We start from the raw sequence: 22,651 nt of genomic DNA, 5'->3' as shown, positions 1-22,651 counted from the left end.
GGCAGGCGCTAGTGGCGCGCCTTGCGGATGGTGGCCAGGACGACCTTGGCGAGGCCGAGGGCCTTGGAGCGGTGGGAGATGCGTTTCTTGATCTCGCCGTCCAGTTCACCGAGGGTCTGATCATACCCCTGGGGGATGAACATCGGGTCGTAGCCGAACCCGCCGTCGCCGCGGGGGGTGTCGATGACCTTCCCGTGCATCCAGCCGTGGACGGTGTATTCACCTTCGCGGCAGACGATGCTGATGGCGGCGGTGTAGAAGGCGGGGGATTCGGTGAGCCCCTTCGCCTTGAGCGCATCGACGAGCTTGTTCAGGTTGTCCTTGTCCGTCGCGCCTTTGCCGGCGTAGCGGGCACTGTAGATGCCCGGGGCGTTGTCCAGGGCCTCGACGCTGATGCCGCTGTCGTCGGAGAGGACGATGGCGTCGGGGTCGTTCAGGGCGTCATAGACGGTGCGCGCCTTGATCATCGCGTTGGCGGCGAAGGTATCGCCGTCCTCGACGATCTCTCCGAGGTTGATGAGGTCGCTGAAAGCGACGACCTCGAAGCTGTCGCAGAGCTGGGCGATCTCCCGGATCTTGCCCTTATTGGATGTGGCGAGTACGAGTTGCATCTTCTCTCCCATCGTTACAGCCGGTCGAGCCGGATGACCCGGACGACGGTCCCCGCTTCCAGCGGGCCGTCACTCTCGTCGGTGATCATCAGGGCGGCGTTGCCGAGCATATTGGTCAGCACCGCGGAGGAGGCGGTTTTCTTCTCTTCGAAATCGACGAGGTAGCGTCCTTCGCTCAGGCGGAGGTTGCAGGTCGTGAATTCGCTTTTGTTCGAGCGCTTGTTGAACGGTTCGGCCAGGGTCGCTTCGACGATGGCGTGGCCGGGGTCGCGCCCGAGCATTTTGCGGATGAGCGGCAGCGCGTAAAGGATGAAGGTGACCGTGGAGGAGTAGGCGAAGCCCGGCAGGGCCAGGATGAACTGGCTGCCGCGCTGGGCGACCATGACATGCTGCCCCGGCTTCATCCGTACCCCTTTGAAGATGACGGTGGCCCCGAGGGCGGGGACGACATCCTTGACGAAGTCGTAGTCGCCGACGCTGACCCCGCCGGTACTGACGACGATATCGCTGCACGCGAGCGCATTCTCGAAGGCGGCCGTAATGCTGTCGCGGTCATCCTCGGCGGTCCCGAGCTGGACGACTTCCGCACCCGCGCTTTGCGCCAGTGCGGCGAGGGTATAGTTGTTGGAGCTGCGGATCTGCGAATCGGTGCGTTCGGGTTCGCCGAGGTCGAGGATCTCGCTGCCGGTCGAGAGGACGCCGACGCGGGGGCGGCGGGCGACGGGGATCATGACACGGTTCAGTCCCGCCATCACCCCGATCTCGGCATAGCCGATGGCCGTGCCGGCGGGGATGAGGATCTCGTCTTTGAAATAGCTCTCGCCGACGGGACGGACGCTGAACCCTTCGCGTACGGCGGTGTCGATTCGGATGGCACCGTTTTCGACCGTGACGTTCTCGATGGGGATGAGGGTGTCGGCACCCTCGGGCATCTTGGCGCCCGTAAAGGTCTTGACGGCAATGCCGCTGCGGACGGCTTCGCGGCCGTCGCTGCCCGCGGGGTTGTCACTGTGGGCCAGGGCGATCGTGCCTTGCGTCTGGTCGGCGGCCACGATGGCGTAGCCGTCCATGGAGGCCGTCGGATGGCGGGGGTAATCTTCGTCGGCGACGATGTGCTCGGCGAGAATACGCCCCAGTGCGTCGGGCAGGGCGACCTTTTCGACACGGACGCGGCCGGTGTCGAGGGAGAGCAGGCGGTCGACGGATTCAGAATAGGAGAGGAAACTCACGCGTCACCCCCGGCCAACAGCCCGCTGCCTTTGATGGCCGTGGAGCGGTCGTCGGCATAGATGCGTTCACCGTTTACGAGGTCATATTTCCAGATGGGAGCGCTGGCTTTGAAATCCTCGACGAACTCCTCGATCATCTCCAGCGCGACGCGGCGTTTCGGGGAGAAGACGGCAGCGATATAGGAGGACTCGTGCAGCAGGACGTCGCCCCGGCTGTGGGCCATCTTCAGTACGGCACCCCGCTCGGCGGCTTTCTCCTGCCAGGCGTCGAACCAGCTGTTTAGGATCGGTTCGTAGATGTCGAAGCTCAGCCCTTCGATGCCGTTCTCGTCGCGGACGGTCCCGACGAAGGGGATGTAGGCGCCGTAGTTGCTCTGCGCCTCCTCTTCATACCAGCGTGTCAGCAGTGCGGGCACGTCGAGTGCCCCGTCATAGAGCTTCAGCACCCCTCAGCCTCCGCAGACCGGCGGAAGCAGGGAGACTTTGTCCCCGGATTTCAGCGGGGTCTCGAGGCCGGAGACGAGGGTGTCGTTGACGGCGACGGCGCTGTTCTCCAGCCAGGGGGCGAGTTCCGCGTCCTCGCGCAGGGCCTTGGCGACGTCGGCCAGGGTGGCGGCTTCCATCTCGATGGCCGGTTTGCTGATCGGCCCCAGGAATTCGATACGAACCATATTCACAATCCTTATGAAAACAAGTCCGTGATTATAACAAAGCGGAGTTGAGGGCGGGTTATTTCAGAGGAGGCGCCGTATAATTGTTAGCTTTATTTCAGGAGGCAATATGCGTTTTGGCCGGATCGAATACCTGAATCTGCTGCCGTTTCACGTCTTTATGAAACGCTATGTACGTTCGTCGCAGTCGCAGATGATGCTGCGCCACGGTTCGAACGTGCCTTCCGCCATCAACCGCGCCTACCGGATGCGCAAGATCGATGCCGCGTTCATCTCCAGCATCCGTGCCAAGGGGCAGAAGCACCTGAACCTGGGGATCATCGCCGACGGCCCTGTGCAGAGCGTGCTGCTGCTGCCGTCCGAAACGCCTCAGACGGACACGGCCTCGGAAACCTCAAACGCCCTGGTCCGGGTGCTGGGGCATGAAGGGAGGGTTCTCATCGGCGATCCCGCTTTGCGGGCCTACCTGGAGGGCGTCGAGGCCCTGGACCTAGCCGAAGAGTGGCACAAACGCTACGGCCTCCCTTTTGTTTTCGGACTGCTGTCGTACCAGGCGAACGAAAAACAGATGCAGCGGCTCGGCCGTGCCTTTGCCCGCCGCCGCCAGAAGATCCCGCAGTACCTGCTCAAGCGCGCTTCCGCGCGTACCGGCGTCCGGCCGCAGGATATCCTCGCCTACCTGGAGGGGATCCACTACCGTTTGGACCACCGTGCCCGCCGCAGTCTCCGCCTTTTCTGGCGCCTGACGGAAAAGGGGCGCTGAACCTGGGTTTCGTTTAATAAGCGGGGGACGCTTATGCTATACTCGACCTCATGAAATACTGGTTCGCTGCGATCGTTTTATCGGCCTTTTCAACGCTTGCGATGGGGCAGGAACCCATCGAGCCGCTTCCCCGGCATGTGGCGTATGATCCGGCCAAGGCGGCGCTGGGGAAGAAGCTCTTCAGCGAAACCCTGCTTTCCAGCGACAAAACGGTGGCCTGTGCCACCTGTCACAGCTTCAATTACGGCGGCGCCGACCCCCGCCCGGTCTCCATCGGGGTCGGGGGGAAAACGGGCAACGTCCAGTCGCCGACCGTGTACAACGCCCGCTACAACTTCAAGCAGTTCTGGAACGGGCGCGCGGAATCGCTCACGGAGCAGGCCAGCGGGCCGATCCACAACCCCGTCGAAATGGGAATGGAGAGTGCCACGGTTACCCAGCGCCTCAACGCGGACCCCGCCTACGTTAACGCCTTTGCCGCCGTCTACGGGGAAAAGGGGGTCACCTATGAGCAGGTGATCGATGCGATCGTCGAGTTCGAAAAGGCGCTGGTGACGCCCGACAGCCCCTTCGACCGCTTCCTGCGGGGGGAAACCACCCTCTCCCCGCTGGAGCAGGAGGGATACCAGCGGTTCAAGGCCTACGGCTGCATCACCTGCCACAACGGGATCAACATCGGGGGGAACTCTTTCCAGAAGATGGGGCTCTTCGTCCCCTATGAACACGACGAAGCGGCTCCGGACCTGCATGCCATTACGAACAAACGCAGTCATGTGAATGTCTACAAGGTTCCGACCCTGCGCAACATCGCCCTGACGGCGCCCTATTTCCACGACGCCTCCTCCAAGACCCTGACCGACGCGGTGCAGAAGATGAGCTACCACAACCTCGGGGTCGAATTGAGCGACAAGGACGTCAAGGCGATCGTGGCGTTCCTCAAAACGCTGACCGGCGAGCGTCCGGAAGTGCTGCGATGAGTGCGCTGCTCCGGCAGATCGGCTGGAAACCCTTCCTGGCGCTTGCGGCCGGGGTGGGGTCGTTTTCGCTCCTGCTCTATTTCTACCTGTCGCAGCGCCATGTCGAGTACAACTTCCGGGAGGTGCGGGGTCATTTTCATACGATCGACCGCAACTACCACCGGCTCAACTACGAGATCCTTCGCAGTTCCCTCTTCGCCTATTCCAACCAGGACGAAATCACGGGGGATCTCGATACGCTGAAGCATGAGTTCGAGGCGCTGCGCAAAAACGCGTTTTTGCAGCGCGATGCCTACCGGCAGAGCTACCGCTCTCTGGTGCGTCTCGGTGAAGCGCTGAACCGATACGAAACGATGATCGGCGACTTTATGATGCTTAACGCCGGGATCAAGAACTCCTTTGTCTACATCACCTCGCTTTCGGCGCAGAAAGTGAAACTGTTCGAAGACGATCCGGTGACCTATGCCCGTATCCTCTCCATCATCGCGGAGGTCTCCCAGGCCCGGATACTTTTCGATGCCACTTTCCTCGGCGATCTCAATGAAGAGGTGGAACCGCTGGGGTTTCTTTCGGGCATGTCCAAAGAGCAGGCGGCCCTGATCCGGAGTTTCATGCTGCACGTGCATTATATCGCCGCAAACTATCCGGGATTCGTGCAGAACGTCAACCGCATCGAAACCTTCGACCTCGACCGGCGGATCGTCGAACTGGAAACGAACTTCCTCGATGAGGCGAAGCGGGATTACGAGATGCTCGACCGTTTCGTCGTCATCCTGGCGGCGCTTTTCCTGACGGCCCTGATCCTGGTTATCGGCCTGCTGGTCCATGCCGGGAATGAGAACCGCCGTCTGCGTAAGCTTGAAGGGGAACTGCGCCATGCGATCAGCCATGACCAGCTGACGGGACTGCTCAGCCGCAGCCGCTTCGAACAGCTACAGACGCAGTTCGAATCTCCGTATTTGCTGCTGCTCAACCTGGACCGTTTCAAGCATGTCAACGACTTTTACGGCAGTGCCGCCGGCAATGCGATCCTCAAAGAGATCGGCCTGCTGATCCGCCAGCCGGTCCTGGAGCCGTACCGCCCCCACTACTTCCGTCTGGGAGGGGATGAATTCGGCGTGGTGCTCCAGGGGATTGACGCCGAGCGTGCTCGTCAGATGGCCGTAATGCTGAAAAAAAGCATCGAGGGGTACACCTTCTTCGTGGACGATATCGAGGTCTACCTGACCGTTTCCGTCGCAGTCAACAGCGTGGCGCCGCTGCTGGAGAATGCGGACCTGATCCTCAAGTACGACAAAGCGCGTCACAGCGAAGGGGTGCTGGTCTTCTCGGAGGAGCTGCATCTCAAAGAACAGGCGGCCAGGAACATTGCCACGGCCCATGAGCTCAAAAGAGCCCTCGACCGCGACGCCATCGTGCCGTGGTTCCAGCCTATCGTGCGGCTGAAAAGCGGCGAGGTCGCCAAGTATGAAGCCCTGGTGCGGATGGTGGGGAGCGACGGCGCCGTCAGCGGTCCGGCGGCCTTTTTGAAAACGGCGATGCAGACCCCCTATTACCGCCGGATCACCGCGGTCATGGTGCAGAAGGTTTTCGAGGCGATGGCGGGGTACGATACCCGTTTCGCCATCAACCTCGGGATGCGCGACCTGGCCGACGAAAAGATGGTCTCGATGCTGCTCTCCGTGCTGGAGACCTACAAAGAGCGTGCCGGCCGTTTGGATATCGAACTGCTCGAAAGCGAAGAGCTTGACGACCTCGAATCGGTCAAAGCGTTTATCAAACGGGTCAAGGCGTACGGCTGCCGGGTCGCCATTGACGATTTCGGCGTCGGCTACTCCAACTTCGCCTACCTGATGGAGCTGGATATCGACATTCTGAAGATCGACGGTTCGCTGATCTCGAAGGTGGTCGGGGACGAGATGACCAAGCATACCGTCAAGACCATCGTCCGTTTCGCCAAGCAGCTCGGTTTCGAGATCGTCGCGGAATTCGTCGAGGATGAAGCGACGATTGCCGTGCTGGAAACGATGGGCGTCGAGTACGGACAGGGGTACTACTACGGCCATCCCGCACCGTCGCCGGAGGGAGTGACATGCAATACAAGGAGTTAACATGAGCCCTGAAAACCAGCTCGGCGCGGTCTGTTCGCAGCTGCTGCATCCCCAGGACCTGGAGATCGGGGAGGAACTGCTGAACGCGCTGCGGCAGTCCCCCATCGTCACACAGATCACGCAGGCCGAAGGCAAGGCCGCGGTACGGCTCTATTCCCGAGAGCAGCTGCTGCTCTCCGACATCACCCCGATCCTGCATGATTTCGCCTTCGTGGTGGTGGACGAGGTGACCTATACGGTTGAACCGGAGAAGAAGCCGGTCCATGTCTGCCGCTTCAACCTGCAGGTCGATGACACGGAGGCCTTCTCCCGGGCCAAAACGAATATCGAGTCGGTCATCACCGATTCGCTGCTGGGGCGGACCTTCAGCAGCTGCCGCATCTATTCGCTGGTCTACAAGCAGAACCTGAGCCTGCGCCAGGTGACGCTGCTGCGCTCCTTTATCGAGTACATCAACCAGGCCGTGCCGTCGATCAATTTCGAGACGATCCTCCACACGGTAACGCGGCACGACGAACTTTCGGCCATGCTGCTGCACTATTTCGCCGCGCGTTTCAACCCGGAGGCCAAGACGCGGGCGCAGAAAAGTACGGAAATAGAGGGGATCATCGCCGAGGCGATCAAAGCCGTCCCGGACATCATGGATGACAGGATCCTCAAGCTCCTCTTCGCAATGCTCGGCGCCATGAGCCGGACCAACTTTTATCTGGACCGCAGCGCGATCGCGTTCAAGCTCGATATGTCGAAGTTTGCCGAACATCTCCACGGCATCCAGCCGCGCATCGAGGCCTTCGTCTACCACCAGGATTTCCGTGGCGTACACCTGCGGATGGGTCCCGTCAGCCGCGGGGGGTTACGCTGGAGCGAACGGTACGACGACTACCGCAGCGAGGTACGCTCCTTGATGGTAACCCAGGAGGGGAAGAACGCGATCATCATCCCCGACGGCGCCAAAGGCGGCTTCGTCATCGACCGGCCGCGCAGCGAGATCACCAAGGAGCTCTTCAGCGAGATCTACAGCACCTTTATCGAGAACCTGCTGGATCTCGTCGACAACGTCGTGGAAGGCGAAGCCGTGCATGACGACCGGATCGTCGCCTACGACGGGGAGGACAGCTACTTCGTCGTCGCGGCGGACAAGGGCACGGCGGCGATGAGCGATACGGCAAATGCCATCGCACTCAGACGGGGGTTCTGGCTGGGGGATGCTTTTGCCAGCGGCGGAAGCAACGGGTACGACCACAAGGCCATCGGGATCACGGCCAAGGGGGCCATGCGCTCGACACAGCGCTTCTTCCTCGAGCGCGGCATCGACCTCTACAACGACCCCATCACCGTCGTCGGCATCGGGTCGATGAACGGCGACGTCTTTGGCAACGGGGTACTCCTCTCACGGGCGTTCAAACTGCTCGGCGCGATCTCACACCGGGAGATCTTCGTCGATCCGAACCCCTCGCCGCAGGAGGCGTACGAGGAGCGCAAGCGTCTCTTCGGGTCCAAGGACGGCAGCTGGGGGGCCTATAACAGGGAGCTGATCTCCGCGGGGGGCGGGGTCTGGAACCGAAGCGACAAGGCGATCCCGCTCAGCGAAGAGATACGCCGGATGCTCCAGACCCAGGCGCGTTACATGAGCGGGGAGGAGCTGGCCCGGGCGCTGCTGTGCATGAAGGTCGACCTGCTGTTCAACGGCGGGGTCGGCACCTATGTGAAACACTCTGAGGAGAGCGACTTCGAACTGGGGGACAAGCAGAACGAATCGGTGCGGATCAACGCCGCGCAGCTGCGCTGTTTCGCCGTCAGCGAAGGGGGGAACCTCGGCTTCACCCAGCGCGCCCGCATCGAATATGCCCTGGGCGGCGGCAAAATCAACCTTGACGGCATCGACAATGCCGGCGGGGTGGACACCTCCGACCACGAGGTCAATATCAAGATCCTGCTCGAGGCACTGAGCCGGAAAGGGCTGCTCGATCAGCAGAGCCGCACCGAAGTGCTCGGGCGCCACGGCGAGCAGGTGGAGAACAGCGTTCTGTGGAGCTGCTACCGCCAGGCGCTGGCGATCTCCCGCGACGAACAGCTCAGCCGGATCTACCTGGAGGATTTCCAGGAGGCGATCGACGTCATCGCCGAGGAGAACCCGGTCTTCAACCGCCGTGACTTCTTTATCCCGAAAAAAGAGAATATCTTCGAGGTGCTCTCCGCCGAGGGGGGGATCGTACGGCCGATCCTGGGCTCGCTGCTCTCCTACGCGAAGATCTTTATCAAGCAGCTGATCATCGATACGGAATTGATCGACGAGCAGTTCGCCCATCGCTATCTGTACAAATATTTTCCCAAGGCCTTTGTCAGTGCGTACGAGGAGGAGATCCGCCACCACCCGCTGCGCCGCCAGATCATCGCGACGATGATCGCCGACATGGTCATCAACAACCAGGGGGTCTCTTTCGTCAGTGACTTCCGGCGGCTGGGGAAAGCGCGTTTCCTGACGAAGATCCGCGCCTACCTGATCTGTAACGCCCTCTTCGGGGCGAACGACATCCGCCACACGATCTTCCGTTCCGACTACACCATGCCGGTACGGCAGCAGTATGCCCTGCTGGACCAGATCGAACACGTCCTCAACTTCGCGACACGCTGGATGGTCAAATATGTCGATGTCGAATCGATCGACAGCCTCCATTTCATCGAGCACAGGGAGGAGCTCTTCGACATGCTCTCGAAGATCAAACCGAAACAGCCGCGGATGCTGATCGAGGGGAACGACACCTTCAACCGATTCTTCGACGTACTGGATTACCTCCGCTTCGCGGTCGCGGTCATCATTACCAAAGAGCAGAGCAAACACTCATTCAGCGATGTCGCGACGCTTTTCTACCTGGTCATCGAACGGTTTGCGATTCTGCGGATCATCACCATCCTCAATGCCCTCGATCTCAAAGACGAACGGGACCTCAGTCTCCGGCGGCAGCTGCTGCAGTTCGTCGAGTATATCGCCGTGCACTATACGAACCGCATTCTCGCGTTCCAGCGCATCAACGAACCGCCGCTGGAAGCGTTCGAGAACTTCCTGACCAACGACCGGGAAGCCTTTGCCGATATTCTGGAATCGATCGCGGCGCTGGAGGCGAACCAGAAGCCGTCCCTGCGGGACGTGACCCTCCTGGTCAACCTGTTGATGACGTCGGTGATCTAGCGCCTATTCGGGCTGGCAGTCGACGCAGATACGCTCGGCGAGTGCTTTGCGGTAGGCATCGATATCGAAGTCACCGATACGGGCGACGCCCGTGTGGAGCGCCGCCGCGGCGACGGCGCTGGAGACCTCGACGATCAGACGCCTGTCGAAGGGTTTGGGGATGAGGTAGTCACGGCCGAAGGTAAGTTCGGTACCGTAGAGTTCGTTCAGGTAGGCGGGGACTTCCGTCCGGGCCAGGCGCGCCAGCGCTTCGGCGGCGGCGATCTTCATCTCCGTATTGATCGCTTTGGCGCGTACGTCGACGGCCCCGCGGAAGATGAAGGGGAAGCCCAGGACGTTGTTGACCTGGTTGGGGAAGTCGCTGCGCCCGGTGGCGACGATGGCGTCGGGACGGGCCTCGCGCACCAGTTCCGGCATAATCTCCGGGGTGGGGTTGGCAAGGGTGAAGACCACCGGGTTTTCGGCCATGCGCTTGACATCGTCTGTGCTGAAGGTGCCCGGGCGCGAGAGGCCGACGACGACGTGGGCGCCTTCGAAGGCGTCACTCTGGCTGGCGGGCACCTTGATGGCAAACTCCGTTTTGTAGGCATTGAGGTCGCTGCGGCCCGTATGGACGACGCCCTTGGAGTCGATCAGGATGATGTTCTCCACACCCAGGTAGCGGTAGAGGCGGGCGCAGCTGATCGCTGCGGCCCCGGCTCCGACGATCACGATGCGCAGGCTCTTGATGTCGCGCCCCGTCAGGCGGCAGGCGTTCATGATGCCCGCGGCGCTGATAACGGCGGTCCCGTGCTGATCGTCATGCATCACGGGGATATCGAGCCGGGCGACAAGCCGTTTCTCGATCTCGAAGCACTCCGGTGCCTTGATATCCTCGAGGTTGATGCCCCCGAACGTGGGGGCGATCGCCTCGACGACGCTGCAGAAGCGCTCGATATCTTTCGTATCAACCTCGATGTCGAAGGCATCCAGGTCGCTGAACTTTTTGAAGAGGACGGCTTTCCCCTCCATGACGGGCTTGGAAGCCTGTGCGCCGATATCGCCGAGTCCCAGGACCGCGGTGCCGTTGGAGATGACCCCGATCAGGTTCGCCTTGGCGGTATAGCGGTAGGCGTCGTCGGGGTTCTGCTCGATGGCAAGGCAGGGTACGGCGACCCCGGGGGTATAGGCGAGGGAGAGGTCCCGCTGGCTTTTGAAGGATTTGGTGACGCTGATACCGAGTTTCCCGGGGGTGGGTTCGGCGTGGTAGGCGAGGGCCTCGTCATTGGTAAGCGGGTTGGCCATGGGAACTCCTTTTTCAGTCGAGTTGTGCCGTCAGTCCGGCGATGCGTGCGAGGGTCTCCTCACGGCCGATCGCCGCCATGATGGTATCGACGCCCGGGCCGGAGAGTTTGCCCATCAGGGCCAGGCGCAGCGGCATGCCGATCTTGCCGAAGCCGATTTCCATCTCGGAGACGACCGTTTCCATCAGGGCGTGGTAGTCGGTCGGGAGATGGAGGCCGTCGGCGGCCTCTACTTTGGCGGCGAAGGCTTCCAGGACGGCTCTCGAGTCGGGTTTGACCGCTTTTTTGAAAGCCTTTTCATCGTAGGCGGCCGGTGCGGTCAGAACCTCTTTGACCATCTCGGCGAGTTCGACGAGCGTCTTGGCACGCTCTTTGAGGGCGTCAAGCAGGATCTCTTTTTTATCGTGGGCGTTCAGGTCGACGCCGAAGGGGGTCAGTTCGCGGGCCAGCGCCTCGTTGGCGAGGTTCTTGATGTAATGGGCGTTAAGCCAGTCGAGCTTTTCGGTATTGTAGATAGACGCCGACTTGTTGATATTGTTCGGATCGAAGAGTCTTTTCATCTCGTCGATGGAGAAAATCTCCTGGTCGCCGTGGCTCCACCCCAGGCGCACGAGGAAGTTGAGCAGCGCTTCGGGGCGGTAGCCCTGGCGCTTGTACTCCATCACGTCCGTTGCGCCGTCGCGCTTGGAGAGCTTTTTGCCTTCGCTGTTGTGGATCATCGGCACGTGGTAGAACGCGGGGGCTTTGAAGCCCAGCGCCTCGTAGACGACGAGCTGTTTGGGCGTATTGGAGAAGTGGTCGTCCCCGCGGATGACTTCGTTGATACCCATCAGCGCATCGTCGACGGCGACGACGAAGTTGTAGGTCGGGCTCCCGTCGGCGCGGGCGATAATGAAGTCGTCGAGGATGTCGTCGACGTTGAAGGTGACTTCGCCCTTGATGCCGTCAAAGACGGTGATGGTCCCCTCGGTCGGCGCCTTGATGCGGATAACGGGGGCGACCCCCTCCGGCGGCGTGCCGGTAAAGTCACGGTAGCGGCCGTCGTAGCGCGGGCGCTCTTTGCGTGCCGTCTGCGCTTCACGCAGGGCATCAAGCTCCTCTTTGCTCATATAGCATTTGTACGCCTTGCCCTCCTGGAGGAGCTGTTCGATATACATCTGGTAGACACCCGTGCGCCGTGACTGGTAGAGGATCTCGCCGTCGTGTTCGAGGCCGATCCATTCGAAGGCATCGACGATCGCCTGGGCCGCGTCTTCGTTGTTGCGGCTCTGGTCGGTGTCTTCGATACGCAGAACGAATTTCCCGCCGTTGCGGCGGGCCCAGAGCCAGGAGAAGAGCGCGGTGCGCAGCCCCCCGATATGCAGGTATCCGGTCGGGCTGGGAGCGAAGCGGGTGACAACCATGGTATACAAACCTTTTTTTTGGCGCCATTATAACTCATTACGGTTTGGAGGTAGGAAAAGCGCGGCGCGGCGGCAGCGTTTCCGGTTTTTTCAAAAGCGGAGCGGGAAATGCGCCCGCGGATGGTGCCGCGTGGGGCGAAAAACGGGCGCCGGAGCGTCCATTCAACAAAAGCGGGTAAAATGGTGCCTTTCAATCAGGAGATCTCTTTGCAAAAAACAGCACTGCTTTTCATACTCTTTACCGTGGCGTTGTACGCCCGGATGGTCGACGGCGTCGCCATCCTTGTCAAGGAGGAGCCGATCACCCTCTACGCCATCACGCAGAAGATGCAGGAGAACGGCATGACGCAGGCGCAGGCCGTTGACCTGCTGATCCGCGAAAAACTGGAGGCCCAGGAGGTCGCCCAGCGTGAGCTCAGCGTCACCGAGACCGAGCTGCAGGAGCGCATCAAGCAGATCGCCGGACAGAACAACATGACGACGGCCCAGCTTTTCGATGCGGTCTGGCAGACCGAGCACCTGAGCCGCACGGATTTTGAAGCCAAGCTCAAAAAGTCGATGCTGACCCAGAAGCTCTACGGGGCGATCGCGATGGCCAATATGGAGGAGCCCGGCGATGCGGAGATGCAGGAGTATTACCGCCTGCACTCGGACAAATTCTCTCACCCGGAGAGCTTTGACGTGACCGTTTACCATGCCCCCGGACAGGGCGTTTTGAAACGCAAGATGGACAACCCGATGCTGATGCTTTCGGAGGTGACGATGCAGGAGGCGTCGCTGCCGTATGAAAAGATCGAACCGCAGCTCGCCGCGCTGCTGATCAAAACGGAGATCGGTGCCTTCACGCCGATACTGACCGACCCGAAAGGGGGCTTTGCCTCTTTCTATGTCCGCAACAAGAGCCTCCCGGTGATGCAGCCGTTTGAGACGGTCAAGGCACAGGTTCAGGAGGAGATGATGGACGATGCGCGCGAACAGACCCTCAAGGATTATTTCGACCGTGCCCGCCTGAATGCGGAGATCACCATCGTCCGTCTGCCGGACCGGCAATAGGGAAGTGCTACCAAAGCGTCGTGTTGTTTGCGGGTGAAAGCGGGTAGGGCCGGAGGCCTTACCCTTTGTAGTTCTCGAGGTACTTCGTATCGAAGTTGTTGGAGATGAAGTCGTCGTTCTCCATCATTTTGATGTGGAACGGGATCGTCGTGCGGATACCGCTGATGGTGAATTCACTCAGCGCACGGTGCATGCGTTTGATCGCATGGTCACGGTCGCGTCCATAGACGATCAGTTTGCCGATCATGGAGTCGTAGGTCGGCGGAACGATGTAGCCCGCATGCGCGTGGGTGTCCATACGCACGCCGATACCGCCCGGCGCGATCCATTCGCTGATCTTTCCGGGGCACGGCAGGAACTTGATAGGATCCTCGGCCGTGATACGGCACTCGATGGCGTGACCCTTGAGGACGATCTCCTCCTGCTTCGGCAGGCTCTTGCCTTCGGCCACCTGGATCATCAGCTCGATGAGGTCGAGGCCGCTCACCTCTTCGGAAACGGTGTGTTCGACCTGCAGACGGGTGTTCATCTCCATGAAGTAGAAGTCGAGGTTCGCATCGAGCAGGAACTCGAAGGTCCCCGCACCTTCGTACTTGATGAACTCCGTGGCGCGGACGGCGGCGGCATGGAGGCGTTCGCGGACTTCCGGGGTCAGTACGACCGCCGGGGACTCCTCGATGAGCTTCTGATGGCGGCGCTGCATGGAGCAGTCGCGCTCGCCGACGTGGATGACGTTGCCGTGGCTGTCCGCCATGATCTGCACCTCGATATGGCGCGGGTTCAGGATGAACTTCTCCATATAGATGGTGCCGTCGCCGAACGCGGTGATCGCTTCGGATTCGGCGGCAAGGAAGGCGTTCTCGAGGTAGCTTTCATCCTCGACGACGCGCATCCCGCGCCCGCCGCCGCCCTGGGCGGCTTTGAGGATGACCGGGTAGCCGACTTCGCGGGCGCGTTTTTTCGCGTCCTCGATATCGGTGATGGCGCCGTCGCTTCCCGGGACGACCGGGACGCCTGCGGAGATCATGACGTCTTTGGCTTTGGACTTGTCCGACATCAGTACCATGACTTCCGGCGTCGGCCCGATGAACTTGATGCCGTGGTGGGCACAGATCTCGACGAAATGCTGGTTCTCGCTCAGAAAGCCGTAACCCGGGAAGATGGCATCACAGCCGCTCACTTCCGCGGCGGAGATGATGGCGGGGATATTGAGGTAGCTTGCGCTGCTCGGCGCTTCGCCGATACAGATGGCGGCGTCGGCCAGCTCGAGGTAGGAAGCGCCTTTGTCCCCTTTGGAGTAGACGGCGACGGCTTCCTTCCCCATCTCTTTGATGGTACGGATAGCACGCAGGGCGATCTCGCCGCGGTTTGCGACCAGGATACGCTTGATCTCTGCCATCAGAGCTTCTCTACCACGAAGAGCGGCATGTCGTACTCGACCGCCTGGCCGTCGGAGACGAGCACGTCAAGGATTTTGCAGTCGAATTCCGCTTCGAGTTCGTTCATGATCTTCATCGCTTCGAGGATCGCGATGACCTGCCCTTTTTTGATGGTGTCGCCGACTTTGACGAACGGCGCGGAATCCGGTGACGGTGCCGCATAGTAGGTCCCGACCATCGGGGAGAGGATCTCGTCACCGCTGACAGAAGGGGCCGGAGCTGCTGCCGGAGTAGGTGCTGCCGCCGCGACGGCGACCGGTGCTGCGACCGGTGCAGGGGCGGCTACCGGTGCCGCGACGGCACCGATGACTTTTTCCAGTTCCATCTCGAACCCTTCTTTGGTGATCTTCAGTTTGGAAAGGCCGCTCTCGTCAAATTCCTGCATCAATGCCTTGATCTGTCTCATATCCATGTCAAAACGCTCCTGGGGACCCCGGAAATATCGTAAAACCGTCGGTTTTCCGCGTCGGGGCCGCCTAAATTTTAATGCGTTATAATAGCACAACTTAATTTAAGCCGCCCGGGAAACGCCCCGTGGCAGGGAAGGATTTTTATGGGACTGAAGGCGGACAGCTGGATCAGGGAACAGGCGCTTGAACACGCCATGATTACGCCTTTTTGCGAGGATCAGGTCGGCAAGGGCGTGGTCAGTTACGGGCTGAGCTCGTACGGGTACGATATCCGCGTCAGCGACGAGTTCAAGATCTTTACGAATCTCAACTCCACCGTGGTCGACCCGAAACATTTTGATGACGCGAACGTCGTGGATTACAAAGGCGACATCTGTATCGTCCCGCCGAACTCGTTTGCGCTGGCGCGGACCGTCGAGTACTTCAAGATCCCCCGTGACGTGCTGGCGATCTGTCTGGGCAAGTCCACCTACGCGCGCTGCGGTATTATCGTCAACGTGACCCCCTTTGAACCGGAATTCGAAGGGCACATCACGATCGAAATCTCCAACACCACGCCGCTGCCGGCGAAGATCTATGCCAACGAGGGGATCGCCCAGGTGCTCTTCCTGCAGGGCGACGAAATGTGCGAAACAAGCTACGGCGACAAGGGCGGAAAATACCAGGGGCAAGAGGGTATTACTTTACCACGCATTTTACAGTAATACGCTATAGTGGCGTTATGGGACGTGGAAGCGGAGCCCAAAAAAGAAGAGGACAAAACATGCTGCACGAATACCGTGAAATCATCACCAAGATGAAGGAAGACGGAAGCGCCAATGCGCATTTTCTGAAAATTTTCGAGCGTCACAACGAGCTGGACGATCTGATCACGAAGGGTGAAAGCGGTCAGATCCCGATGGATGACGTCGAGATCGAAAAACTGAAAAAAGAGAAGCTGCTGCTCAAGGACGAGGCGTACGCCGAGATCATCAAGTACAAAAAAGAAAACAACCTCTAAATTGACTCCCGGCCGCCCCAAGGCGGCCTTTTCCCCTACGCTTTTACCAGATCGACCACTTTTTCCGGCGGACGCCCGATAACGGCTTTCCCGTTTGTAATGACGACGGGACGCTCAATCAGTTTCGGATGCTCCGTCATGGCTTTGATCAGGGCAGCTTCGTCAGTGACGTCTTTGAGACCGAGCTCCTTATAAATGGCCTCTTTCGTACGCATCAGATCGCGCGCACCGATGCCGAGCATCGCCAGGAGATCGCGCAGCTGCGTCTCGGTCGGAACGTCGTCGAGGTAGCGGACGATCTCCGGGGTGATCCCCTCTTCCTCCAGCAGTTTCAGGGCTTCGCGGGATTTGCCGCAGCGGGGGTTGTGCCAGATGGTCACTGTCGAATGCATCGAGACTCCTTTTTTCCGAAATTGTAACGCTTTTCTGATTTGCCCCCCTTTGCATGAGGCGTGCCATGACATCGATCACAAAAATGCGTAAAATATCCCAATGGAACAACTCAGACTCTTTTTGATCATGCTCAAAGGCTCCTTCACTGACCTGGCTCCCATCATCGCCGTCATCGCCTTTTTCCAGATCTTCATCCTGCAGCAGATGCCCGACAATCTGCTCTCTGTCGCGACGGGACTTTTCATCGTCGCCGTAGGGCTCGCGCTGTTTATCCAGGGGCTGGAAGTCGGTATCTTCCCCGTCGGGGAGAACCTCGCGCAGGAGTTCGCGCGCAAGGGCTCCGCGTTCTGGCTGCTGCTCTTCGCCTTTCTCATCGGTTTTTCGACAACCATTGCCGAACCGGCCCTGATCGCCATCGCCGACAAGGCGGCGGTCATCAGCGACGGGAAGATCGACTCTTTGGTACTGCGGCTGACCGTTGCTTTTTCGGTCGGTTTCGCCATCGCCCTGGGGACGTTCCGCATCCTGACGGGCCATCCCATCCACTTCTATATCATTACCGGCTATGTCATCGTCGTCCTGCTGACCTTCTTCGTCCCCCCGGAGATCGTCGGGCTCGCCTACGACAGCGGCGGGGTAACGACGTCGACGGTGACCGTTCCCCTGGTCGCAGCGCTCGGCGTGGGGCTCGCGAGCAGTATCCGCGGGCGGAACCCGGTTATCGACGGTTTCGGGCTGATCGCCTTTGCCTCGCTGACGCCGATGATCTTCGTACAGGTCTACGGGATCGTCGTTTACGCTTCCGGCAACGGCGAGGCGATTGCCGCCGTGGCGCAGAGCGTATCGGAGCACGTGGAACACAGCCGTACCATCGGTCAGCAGGCACTGGCGCTGCTGCTTGAGCTCTTTGATGTCATCAAGGACGTGCTGCCTATTCTGGGCGTGATTTTCTTTTTCCAGTATGCCATTATCAAGAAACAGGTGCCCTACCTGCGCCGCATCGTTTTCGGTATCGTGCTGGTGATCCTGGGGCTGTATGCTTTTATCGTGGGACTTGAGATGGGGCTCTTCCCTATCGGGGAAACGATGGCGCTGCAGCTCACGGAGCAGGATAACCGGCTGCTCATCTACCTGTTCGCCTTTCTGATCGGCTTCTCGACGACGATGGCGGAGCCGGCGCTGCTCGCGATCGCGATCAAGGTCGAGGAGATCTCCGCCGGGAAAATCCGGCAGATGGTCCTGCGGATCGCCGTGGCCCTCGGGGTGGCGGTGGGCATCGCGCTGGGGGCGTACCGTATCGTGGCTGGGGATCCCATCCACTACTACATTATCGCGGGGTACATCGTCGTCATCATTCTGACCTATTTCGCCCCGCGCTACATCATCCCGATCGCCTACGACAGCGGCGGGGTGACGACGTCGACGGTTACCGTGCCGCTCGTTGCGGCACTGGGGCTGGGGCTGGCGACCAACATCGAGGGGCGGAGCCCGCTCATTGACGGCTTCGGGCTGATCGCGTTTGCGTCACTTTTCCCGATGATCACCGTCATGGCCTACGGGGTGATTACGGAACTGAGTGCCAGGAGCACAAAAACTCAATACAAGGAGGAGTTTGAATGAGGTTTGCATTATTGGTAGCGATCGTGGAACAGTCGCTGGAAGAGGAGGCGATCGATATCGCCAAGGCCAACGGAGCCGGCGGGGTGACGAGCCTGACCGGCAAAGGGACGGGGCTGAACGAGAAGAAGACCTTTTTCGGCCTGACGTATGAGCGCCCGGAGAGCGTGCTGCTCTTCATCCTTGAGAAACGGACCTCCGTGAAAGTGATGAAGGCGCTCAAGAACGAACTGCATCTTGAAACCGAGAACAAGGGGATCGTCATGTCGGTGCCCATCGAACATCTCGCGGGGATCGCCAGCAACCAGATCGAAGCATTTGCCAACAGACTCAAAGAGGAGAAAGAGGTATGAAACTGATAACAGTGCGGGATATTATGACGCCGGCGGACGAGATCGCGATGATTTCGCCCTATGCCACGGTACGTGAGCTGATCAACATGATGGATACGCGGAGCGTACGCTCGGTCATCGTTGAGCGTACCAGCGATAACGACGCCTACGGGATCGTCACCTACTCCAATATCCTGGAGGCGATCTACAGCAACGACGGCGATATGGACCTGCTGAACGTCTACGACATCGCCAGTAAGCCGATGGTGCAGATCGTACCGGACCTCGACATCCGCTACGCGGCACAGCTCATGATCAACCAGAAGATCAAGCACCTCTCCGTCACCTGGGAAGGGCGCCTGACGGGGGTGATCAGCATGACGGATATCGCCCGGGTCCTGATGGAGGAAGCGCGCGCCGATATGTAACCTGCCGCCGGTCACTCTATAACGATAATCAATAAGTATTGTTAAAGAGAACGGGTGTTATATTGTCCGGAAGCGATAGCATTGAAGGAGTGAACATGTTTGATACGTTGTGCAAAAGCGGCGTGGCGATTGCCGCGGCAACTGTACTGTTTCTGAGCGGCTGCGGCGGGGGCGGCGGCAGCGGAACGACCAGTCTGCCGACACTGAATGTGCCGGAGGCGAATGCAACGGCGGCGAACGGTGCGGAAGCGGTAGCTGCGATCTTTTCCGGTCAGATCGGTAATATTTTTATTCCTTTCTCTGCTGCTGCTTCGCAGCCAACCGGATTTGATCCTGCCTATTTTATGCTGGACAAAAACGGGCCGGTCTCGAAAGTTCTGGGGTATCGTCCCGAGACACTGAATGCAACCTACTCAGACTCCATCACATGTGATTACGGCGGGACAATGTCGTTGACAGAGAGTTACACCGAGACGCATATGGATGCGACGGTGACATTCAGTAACTGCGCATTTGATCCGAATTTTGTTATGAACGGGAAGATGCGTGTGAGCGCGGCGGGAACCAATTACGGCGATACGTTGACCTATATGGCGGTCTCTTTCCCTGCCGATTTCACCATTACGGACGAGATGTATACGTTCTATATCAGTGCCGGCAGCAATATGCGCACGGATTATAGTGTGTATGACTACTACAATGATAATTATGCCGGTACGATGACAAGCAGCGTGCAGTGGGGTATCGACGGCGATATGGGACGTTACGACAACTTGACCGTAGTGTTCACGCAGGATTATTACAGCACTCCGATTGAGACCTATTGCTATAAGTCTGGGCGTATCTATGTCAATAATCTGACCGCAAGTCTCGATATCGATCCGACCTATGATCCAAATTGTACGGATCCTTTCTATTATGACTATTTTGATCTTATCAGCGGCAGCATGCGCCTCATCGGTTCGGACGGCTACATCAACGTCAATGTCACCGATATCAATACGATCACGGTGACGGATCAGAACGGTACGGACATCAACGTTACGCTTTGACGACCGCTTCACGCCGTACAATCGCGTCTATGATGCTGGCGGCGATTCCGCTGTCAGGGGATGGACTTTTTGCCGGCATCAAAGGGTTCAATGCCACGCTCTCTTACAGGGTAGCAGATCCTGCGCAGGGCCTGGAAGCACGGCTCCGCTTTCCCGCAACGGCAGCGGTCGGGGAGCTTGGGTATACCTTTGATACGCCGGCGGGCGTGCTCCGCTTTTCATTCGCTTCCGCCTTCACTTCTCTAACACGTACCGGGGATGATACTGACTGGGAAGGCGGCAACAAAACAGTCTACTCGGAGTCGGACACGGCGCTGGACAGCTATTATGCGTTCCATGTCGATTGCCTTTACCCGGTGACGCCGGATTTTGCATTGGGTACGGACTTTTTCTACGAACAGTGGCAGCTTGGCTGGTCGCAGACCCGGCAGACCGATTATACGGACGGGACAAAGATCGATATTGGCGGTAAAACCGTCAACTTTTCGCAGCAGTCGGGTGGGGTGAGCCTGTACAGCCGTTATGAGGCGCAACTATTCGCGTTGCCATGGACTTTCCGCGGTGGAGTGCTGCTGTCGCGTCAGCACTCCAGAGACGAACATTTGCTCAGAGGGTTCTATACCCTCAGCGACGGATGGATGACGGGGATTTCAGTTGGGGCAGATGCCCTGCTGTTCCGGCATAGCGGTTCCGAAATCAGCGCCGGAATTTCCTACCGCCGCCTCGAAGGGGATACGGATATGCACTTTTACTACGATTACGGTCCGCACTACAGGACATTACCAGCTACCTTCACGACGGAGATCACCGAAGCCGGGCTCTCTTACCGTTACGCTTTCTGAGCTACAGCAGGTGCTTTTTCATCCAGTGTGAGAGCACGAAGAGGCTCCACACCTGCTGCTTGAAGCGCCCCCGCTTTACAGCCGCGTCGATGTAGCGCGCCAGCATCTCTTTTTTGAACAGCCCCGTCTGCTCGTTGACCTCGGTGATGAGGTCGATCTTCCCCGAGGCGTGCAGGTACTCCATATAAGGCGAGGCAAACCCCTTCTTTTTGCGATTCAGTATCGCGTCGCCGAGGTAGGGCTGCATGATCTGCTTCAGCAGCGCTTTCGGACGGCCGTTGCCGATCTTGAGTGCCGCCGACGTACCGAAGACCGTCTCTGCCAGGCGGTGATCGAGCATGGGGGTGCGGGACTCGATGCCGTGGGCCATGGAGACGCGGTCGAGCTTGGCAAGGTAGTATTCGGCCTGGAGATGGCGCAGGTCGAGGTAGCTGTACCACTGCGCGGGGTGTGTCCAGCGGCTGGCATCGAAACGGTCGCGTTCGGGCTGGATGAAGCGCAGCCCCTCCTCGTCGCGGACGTTCCGGCGCATCAGGGCATTTTTCTGCAGGTCCGTGAACTTTTCACCCGCCCCCCGGAAAAGAAGCGTATCGTCGAAGGCGCGCTTGTACCACTCCCATTCGCGGTTGACGGAGAAGTGGCCGTGAAAAAACTTCTTCAGCCATGCCTTGCGCTGCAGGGAAGCCAGCTGCTCGATATCGAGGTAGTCGAAATACTGCCGGTAGCCCAGGAAGAGTTCGTCTCCCCCCTCGCCGCTGAGCACGACGCGGTACCCCTCTTTTTTGATGGCGCCGAAGAGGAGATAGAGCGGAATCGCCGCAGGGTCGTTCAGGGGCTCGTCGAGGGCGTCCATGACCGGGTCGATGGCATCGATGAAGTCGGTCTGTCCGATGGTGATCTTCGTATTGTTTACCCCCAGGATGCGTGCTGTTTCGGCGGCACTCTCGCTCTCGTCGTAGTTCCAGCGCTCTGCGTAGCCCAGGCTGAAGGTCTGCAGCGGACGGCCGAGTTTCTTGGCAAAGGCGTTCACGGCGGCGCTGTCGATCCCGCCGCTGAGCAGTGCCGCGACGGGGACGTCGGCCTCGAGGCGCATCGCGATGCTCTCTTCCATACGTGCTTCGATACGCTGCGGGGCACTGCTTTCATCCACCGGTTCGGCATGTTCGAGCAAACAGTAGTAGAAACGCCGGCTAACGCTGCCGTTTGTCACTGTTATGAGCTCTCCGGGCGCGATTTTTTCGATGCCTTCGAAGAAGGTATGGGGCGCTGTAGGGGCCTGGTGGGAGAGAAAACCCATCATTGCATCGTCGTTCATTCTGACGCGAGAAAGGAAAGGGAGGATACCTTTGATCTCCGACGCAAATACGAAACGCTCTTTCTGTTTGGCAAAAAAGAGGGGCTTTTTCCCGAGCCGGTCGCGGAGCAGGTGGAGGGTCCCGTCGTCGTAGATTGCCAGGGCGAACATGCCGCGGAACCGGTGGACACAGTCGATGCCCCAGCGCAGGTAGGCCGCCAGAACGGTTTCGGCTTCCGTAGCTGCTTTGAGCTGCAGCGTTTCCGCGATTTCACGGTAGTTGTAGATCTCCCCGTTGAAACTGAGCAGGACATTGCCTTCGCGCAGCGGCTGGTGGGAGCGCTCATGCAGGTCGCGGATGCTCAGGCGGTGCTGGGCGAAAAAAAGCCCCCGCTCCTCGACGATTCCGCAGTAGTCCGGCCCGCGGTGCGCCAGCGCGGCGAGACCCCTGCGGGCCATTGCAGGATCGTAGTCGCCGAGGATGCCGAAGACAGCACACATCAGGCGGTCCGCCGGAAAAAGGGAAGGGTGACAGGGAAATACATGGCGCTAT

The 22,651-nt window shown here is 59.5% G+C and carries 22 protein-coding genes; 12 read left to right on the top strand and 10 right to left on the bottom strand.

The annotated features are described in order from the left end of the window. Window positions 1–8: 8 nt before the first annotated feature. The 4 genes from rdgB to WCX18_RS12375 are packed head-to-tail and all read right to left on the bottom strand — an operon-like array spanning window position 9 to window position 2,511. Window positions 9–611 (bottom strand): RdgB/HAM1 family non-canonical purine NTP pyrophosphatase, encoded by a 603-nt coding sequence (rdgB, locus tag WCX18_RS12390; RefSeq protein WP_345988299.1) that lies wholly within the window; start codon window positions 609–611, stop codon window positions 9–11. Window positions 612–625: 14 nt separating this feature from the next. Next, window positions 626–1,840, bottom strand: a complete 1,215-nt coding sequence (gene glp / locus WCX18_RS12385; protein ID WP_345988297.1) for a gephyrin-like molybdotransferase Glp — start codon at window positions 1,838–1,840, stop codon at window positions 626–628. Beyond that, complete coding sequence (locus tag WCX18_RS12380) at window positions 1,837–2,286, bottom strand: molybdenum cofactor biosynthesis protein MoaE (RefSeq protein WP_345988296.1); 450 nt, start codon at window positions 2,284–2,286, stop codon at window positions 1,837–1,839. The genes glp and WCX18_RS12380 overlap by 4 nt, the downstream gene beginning before the upstream one ends. Window positions 2,287–2,289: 3 nt before the next feature. Next, entirely contained in the window at window positions 2,290–2,511 is a 222-nt protein-coding gene (locus WCX18_RS12375) for a MoaD/ThiS family protein (protein ID WP_345988294.1), read from the bottom strand. A 109-nt stretch (window positions 2,512–2,620) separates the two neighbouring features. On the opposite strand from WCX18_RS12375, the gene WCX18_RS12370 reads away from it, so the two are divergent. From WCX18_RS12370 to WCX18_RS12355, 4 genes are read left to right on the top strand one after another with little or no spacing between them, the layout of a single operon-like run. Then, window positions 2,621–3,274, top strand: a complete 654-nt coding sequence (locus WCX18_RS12370; protein ID WP_345988292.1) for an MqnA/MqnD/SBP family protein — start codon at window positions 2,621–2,623, stop codon at window positions 3,272–3,274. Between the two features lie 50 nt (window positions 3,275–3,324). Beyond that, entirely contained in the window at window positions 3,325–4,251 is a 927-nt protein-coding gene (locus WCX18_RS12365) for a cytochrome-c peroxidase (protein WP_345988290.1), read from the top strand. Next, window positions 4,248–6,362 (top strand): EAL domain-containing protein, encoded by a 2,115-nt coding sequence (locus tag WCX18_RS12360; RefSeq protein WP_345988288.1) that lies wholly within the window; start codon window positions 4,248–4,250, stop codon window positions 6,360–6,362. The genes WCX18_RS12365 and WCX18_RS12360 overlap by 4 nt, the downstream gene beginning before the upstream one ends. Before the next feature lies 1 nt (window position 6,363). After that, window positions 6,364–9,552 carry an NAD-glutamate dehydrogenase domain-containing protein gene (locus WCX18_RS12355; RefSeq protein ID WP_345988286.1) on the top strand — a complete coding sequence of 1,063 codons (3,189 nt, stop codon included), beginning with the start codon at window positions 6,364–6,366 and terminating at the stop codon, window positions 9,550–9,552. Between the two features lie 3 nt (window positions 9,553–9,555). Here WCX18_RS12355 and WCX18_RS12350 read toward each other — a convergent pair whose 3' ends face one another. Both WCX18_RS12350 and gltX read right to left on the bottom strand, forming a co-directional pair. Beyond that, window positions 9,556–10,836 carry a malic enzyme-like NAD(P)-binding protein gene (locus tag WCX18_RS12350; RefSeq protein ID WP_345988284.1) on the bottom strand — a complete coding sequence of 427 codons (1,281 nt, stop codon included), beginning with the start codon at window positions 10,834–10,836 and terminating at the stop codon, window positions 9,556–9,558. A 13-nt stretch (window positions 10,837–10,849) separates the two neighbouring features. After that, window positions 10,850–12,238: a glutamate--tRNA ligase gene (gltX, locus tag WCX18_RS12345; RefSeq protein WP_345988283.1), complete on the bottom strand. Its 1,389-nt coding sequence runs from the start codon at window positions 12,236–12,238 to the stop codon at window positions 10,850–10,852. A 207-nt stretch (window positions 12,239–12,445) separates the two neighbouring features. On the opposite strand from gltX, the gene WCX18_RS12340 reads away from it, so the two are divergent. Beyond that, entirely contained in the window at window positions 12,446–13,291 is an 846-nt protein-coding gene (locus tag WCX18_RS12340) for a SurA N-terminal domain-containing protein (protein WP_345988281.1), read from the top strand. A gap of 58 nt (window positions 13,292–13,349) precedes the next feature. Here the strand turns inward: WCX18_RS12340 and WCX18_RS12335 are convergent, their stop codons facing one another. Both WCX18_RS12335 and accB read right to left on the bottom strand, forming a co-directional pair. Next, on the bottom strand, window positions 13,350–14,690 hold the full coding sequence (locus tag WCX18_RS12335) for an acetyl-CoA carboxylase biotin carboxylase subunit (protein ID WP_345988279.1): 1,341 nt from the start codon (window positions 14,688–14,690) through the stop codon (window positions 13,350–13,352). Then, window positions 14,690–15,142 (bottom strand): acetyl-CoA carboxylase biotin carboxyl carrier protein, encoded by a 453-nt coding sequence (accB, locus tag WCX18_RS12330; protein ID WP_345988277.1) that lies wholly within the window; start codon window positions 15,140–15,142, stop codon window positions 14,690–14,692. Before accB ends, WCX18_RS12335 begins: the two co-directional genes overlap by 1 nt. Before the next feature lie 141 nt (window positions 15,143–15,283). Between accB and dcd the strand changes: the two genes are divergently transcribed. Together dcd and WCX18_RS12320 are read left to right on the top strand one after the other, a co-directional pair. Then, window positions 15,284–15,844 carry a dCTP deaminase gene (dcd, locus tag WCX18_RS12325; protein WP_345988275.1) on the top strand — a complete coding sequence of 187 codons (561 nt, stop codon included), beginning with the start codon at window positions 15,284–15,286 and terminating at the stop codon, window positions 15,842–15,844. A gap of 59 nt (window positions 15,845–15,903) precedes the next feature. Continuing rightward, window positions 15,904–16,140: a DUF465 domain-containing protein gene (locus WCX18_RS12320; protein ID WP_345988273.1), complete on the top strand. Its 237-nt coding sequence runs from the start codon at window positions 15,904–15,906 to the stop codon at window positions 16,138–16,140. Between the two features lie 35 nt (window positions 16,141–16,175). Here the strand turns inward: WCX18_RS12320 and arsC are convergent, their stop codons facing one another. Next, complete coding sequence (gene arsC / locus WCX18_RS12315; RefSeq protein WP_345988271.1) at window positions 16,176–16,532, bottom strand: arsenate reductase (glutaredoxin); 357 nt, start codon at window positions 16,530–16,532, stop codon at window positions 16,176–16,178. A gap of 100 nt (window positions 16,533–16,632) precedes the next feature. On the opposite strand from arsC, the gene WCX18_RS12310 reads away from it, so the two are divergent. From WCX18_RS12310 to WCX18_RS12290, 5 genes are all read left to right on the top strand, one after another. After that, window positions 16,633–18,153 carry a DUF1538 domain-containing protein gene (locus tag WCX18_RS12310; protein WP_345988269.1) on the top strand — a complete coding sequence of 507 codons (1,521 nt, stop codon included), beginning with the start codon at window positions 16,633–16,635 and terminating at the stop codon, window positions 18,151–18,153. Next, window positions 18,150–18,503, top strand: coding sequence for a transcriptional regulator (locus WCX18_RS12305; RefSeq protein WP_345988267.1), 354 nt, complete (start codon window positions 18,150–18,152; stop codon window positions 18,501–18,503). Before WCX18_RS12310 ends, WCX18_RS12305 begins: the two co-directional genes overlap by 4 nt. Then, complete coding sequence (locus tag WCX18_RS12300) at window positions 18,500–18,910, top strand: CBS domain-containing protein (RefSeq protein WP_345988265.1); 411 nt, start codon at window positions 18,500–18,502, stop codon at window positions 18,908–18,910. Before WCX18_RS12305 ends, WCX18_RS12300 begins: the two co-directional genes overlap by 4 nt. Window positions 18,911–19,005: 95 nt before the next feature. Continuing rightward, on the top strand, window positions 19,006–19,962 hold the full coding sequence (locus WCX18_RS12295; protein ID WP_345988263.1) for a hypothetical protein: 957 nt from the start codon (window positions 19,006–19,008) through the stop codon (window positions 19,960–19,962). Window positions 19,963–19,991: 29 nt separating this feature from the next. After that, a complete protein-coding gene (locus WCX18_RS12290; RefSeq protein WP_345988261.1) occupies window positions 19,992–20,804 on the top strand; it encodes a hypothetical protein in 813 nt (270 codons plus the stop codon). A 1-nt stretch (window position 20,805) separates the two neighbouring features. Here the strand turns inward: WCX18_RS12290 and asnB are convergent, their stop codons facing one another. Further along, the gene (gene asnB / locus WCX18_RS12285; RefSeq protein WP_345988259.1) at window positions 20,806–22,599 is read right to left on the bottom strand and encodes an asparagine synthase (glutamine-hydrolyzing); all 1,794 of its coding nucleotides are present in this window, start codon (window positions 22,597–22,599) and stop codon (window positions 20,806–20,808) included. Window positions 22,600–22,651: the final 52 nt, after the last annotated feature.

Origin of the sequence: Sulfurimonas sp. HSL1-2 (genome assembly GCF_039645565.1) — a bacterium.
Taxonomy (GTDB): domain Bacteria; phylum Campylobacterota; class Campylobacteria; order Campylobacterales; family Sulfurimonadaceae; genus Thiomicrolovo; species Thiomicrolovo zhangzhouensis.
Note: the sequence above shows the minus strand (reverse complement) of the source record. Positions and strands in the feature narration are given on the sequence as shown.

Excerpts from the sequence above, each read along its gene's own strand:
- rdgB (WP_345988299.1), bottom strand. The coding sequence starts at position 611 with ATGCAACTCGTACTCGCCACATCCAATAAGGGCAAGATCCGGGAGATC.
- WCX18_RS12375 (WP_345988294.1), bottom strand. The coding sequence starts at position 2,511 with ATGGTTCGTATCGAATTCCTGGGGCCGATCAGCAAACCGGCCATCGAG.
- WCX18_RS12370 (WP_345988292.1), top strand. The coding sequence starts at position 2,621 with ATGCGTTTTGGCCGGATCGAATACCTGAATCTGCTGCCGTTTCACGTC.
- WCX18_RS12365 (WP_345988290.1), top strand. The coding sequence starts at position 3,325 with ATGAAATACTGGTTCGCTGCGATCGTTTTATCGGCCTTTTCAACGCTT.
- WCX18_RS12360 (WP_345988288.1), top strand. The coding sequence starts at position 4,248 with ATGAGTGCGCTGCTCCGGCAGATCGGCTGGAAACCCTTCCTGGCGCTT.
- WCX18_RS12355 (WP_345988286.1), top strand. The coding sequence starts at position 6,364 with ATGAGCCCTGAAAACCAGCTCGGCGCGGTCTGTTCGCAGCTGCTGCAT.
- WCX18_RS12350 (WP_345988284.1), bottom strand. The coding sequence starts at position 10,836 with ATGGCCAACCCGCTTACCAATGACGAGGCCCTCGCCTACCACGCCGAA.
- gltX (WP_345988283.1), bottom strand. The coding sequence starts at position 12,238 with ATGGTTGTCACCCGCTTCGCTCCCAGCCCGACCGGATACCTGCATATC.
- WCX18_RS12335 (WP_345988279.1), bottom strand. The coding sequence starts at position 14,690 with ATGGCAGAGATCAAGCGTATCCTGGTCGCAAACCGCGGCGAGATCGCC.
- accB (WP_345988277.1), bottom strand. The coding sequence starts at position 15,142 with ATGGATATGAGACAGATCAAGGCATTGATGCAGGAATTTGACGAGAGC.
- dcd (WP_345988275.1), top strand. The coding sequence starts at position 15,284 with ATGGGACTGAAGGCGGACAGCTGGATCAGGGAACAGGCGCTTGAACAC.
- WCX18_RS12320 (WP_345988273.1), top strand. The coding sequence starts at position 15,904 with ATGCTGCACGAATACCGTGAAATCATCACCAAGATGAAGGAAGACGGA.
- arsC (WP_345988271.1), bottom strand. The coding sequence starts at position 16,532 with ATGCATTCGACAGTGACCATCTGGCACAACCCCCGCTGCGGCAAATCC.
- WCX18_RS12310 (WP_345988269.1), top strand. The coding sequence starts at position 16,633 with ATGGAACAACTCAGACTCTTTTTGATCATGCTCAAAGGCTCCTTCACT.
- WCX18_RS12305 (WP_345988267.1), top strand. The coding sequence starts at position 18,150 with ATGAGGTTTGCATTATTGGTAGCGATCGTGGAACAGTCGCTGGAAGAG.
- WCX18_RS12300 (WP_345988265.1), top strand. The coding sequence starts at position 18,500 with ATGAAACTGATAACAGTGCGGGATATTATGACGCCGGCGGACGAGATC.
- WCX18_RS12295 (WP_345988263.1), top strand. The coding sequence starts at position 19,006 with ATGTTTGATACGTTGTGCAAAAGCGGCGTGGCGATTGCCGCGGCAACT.
- WCX18_RS12290 (WP_345988261.1), top strand. The coding sequence starts at position 19,992 with ATGATGCTGGCGGCGATTCCGCTGTCAGGGGATGGACTTTTTGCCGGC.
- asnB (WP_345988259.1), bottom strand. The coding sequence starts at position 22,599 with ATGTGTGCTGTCTTCGGCATCCTCGGCGACTACGATCCTGCAATGGCC.